The organism is Brochothrix campestris FSL F6-1037 (genome assembly GCF_000525915.1).
GTDB lineage: Bacteria > Bacillota > Bacilli > Lactobacillales > Listeriaceae > Brochothrix > Brochothrix campestris.
The window spans coordinates 1-1343 of record NZ_AODH01000095.1; the positions used below are offsets into that span (position 1 = coordinate 1).

At 36.8% G+C, this 1343-nt stretch carries 4 protein-coding genes; all 4 read left to right on the forward strand.

Annotation, left to right across the window (positions count from 1 at the left end; all coding sequences use genetic code 11):
• A partial coding sequence (locus tag BCAMP_RS12840; RefSeq protein ID WP_198015806.1) for a transposase family protein occupies positions 1 to 691 on the forward strand: 691 nt, incomplete at its 5' end.
• Positions 609 to 818 (forward strand): transposase, encoded by a 210-nt coding sequence (locus tag BCAMP_RS15160; RefSeq protein ID WP_198015807.1) that lies wholly within the window; start codon positions 609 to 611, stop codon positions 816 to 818. The genes BCAMP_RS12840 and BCAMP_RS15160, both read left to right, overlap by 83 nt.
• On the forward strand, positions 721 to 1062 hold the full coding sequence (locus tag BCAMP_RS14085) for a hypothetical protein (RefSeq protein ID WP_198015808.1): 342 nt from the start codon (positions 721 to 723) through the stop codon (positions 1060 to 1062). Before BCAMP_RS15160 ends, BCAMP_RS14085 begins: the two co-directional genes overlap by 98 nt.
• Positions 1052 to 1216, forward strand: a complete 165-nt coding sequence (locus BCAMP_RS13285; protein ID WP_408605196.1) for a transposase — start codon at positions 1052 to 1054, stop codon at positions 1214 to 1216. The genes BCAMP_RS14085 and BCAMP_RS13285 overlap by 11 nt, the downstream gene beginning before the upstream one ends.
• The last annotated feature ends 127 nt before the right edge of the window (positions 1217 to 1343 follow it).

The following is a 1343-nucleotide window of genomic DNA, read 5'->3' on the forward strand; positions in this document are numbered from 1 at the left end:
CCACAACAAATTTATAAGGGGGATTCGACAATGTCAGCTATCACTTTTTAATAATATCGCGAATTCCTCTGGAATTACAGATGAAACTATTTCTTTTCCAAAAACATGGTGTTTAACTCAGTTAATTAAAGGTGTTTTAAGCACTTGTTATTTTGGTACACGCTCTTACACACACTCACGGTGTGCGAATTGCGGCTTTCATAATAAAACAGTTAAAATCATTAAACACGGAACTAAACTATCACGTATCACACTCCCTAAAACAAATAACCTTCCAACCTATCTCTTTTTAAAGAAGCAACGCTTCTTATGTAAAGGATGTAAAACAACCTTTATCGCTTCAACTTCGATGGTAAAAAGAAATTGTTTTATCTCCAAACGTGTCATCCAAACACTAGCTGCCGAAGGGCAGTTTATTACTTCTGAAAAAGATATCGCTTTTAGACAGAGTGTTTCAACAACTACTGTTAAGCGTGCTTTACACCAATGGTCGCCTCAATTCAAACCGAACTATCAAAGGCTTCCACTACATCTTTCAATGGATGAATTCAAATCGGTAAAGAGTGCTGATAGTCAGATGCGTTTTATTTGCACTGATGCGAAAAAATATGAAATCATTGATATCCTCCCATCTAGAAGATTGCATCATCGATCGTTTTCATTTGTCCCAATTAGTAACACGTTCCCTTAATCAAACACGCATTAAACTCATGAACCGTTATGATACTTCAAACTCAGAAGATAAAAAGATTTATCGTAAACTCAAAGCGTATTGGAAATTACTTCTCAAAAAACAAAACAGACTTAAGCGATTTTGATTATCGCTATCATCGTTTATTTAACGGACAAAAAAGTTCGAGAGGAATCAGCGATTACTTTATGACACTGGATGTTGAATTCAAAGAAACGTACGAACTAGCACAGCAATTACTGATTGCGGTACAACACAAAAATTCCCCTGCTTACCAATCACTGATTCAGACTAAAAAACCTTTCGTTTCTTCACAACTGAAACGCAGTTTAAAAAATATTAAACAAGCATTTACCTACAATCGAAAATAGTTCTAAATACGAGGATTCCAACGGGCATTTAGGAGGGATCAATAACAAAATAAAAGTGATTAAACGGATTTCGTTTGGTTACCGTAACTTTTCAAATTTCAGAAACAGGATTCTACTCGGATTCAATCATAAACGCATCGCTCCCAACTCGTAATTAATTGACTCTTGTACTGTCTTTTAATACGCGAGGAGCCTCAATAATAAACGTGCAGCGTCATGACGTTTGTGAAGGCGACTCTAGCGGGAAAAGTGGCAGCTGAATACCCCCCAGCGGAGCGCGG

Excerpts from the sequence above, each read along its gene's own strand:
- BCAMP_RS15160 (WP_198015807.1), top strand. The coding sequence starts at position 609 with ATGAAATCATTGATATCCTCCCATCTAGAAGATTGCATCATCGATCGT.
- BCAMP_RS14085 (WP_198015808.1), top strand. The coding sequence starts at position 721 with ATGATACTTCAAACTCAGAAGATAAAAAGATTTATCGTAAACTCAAAG.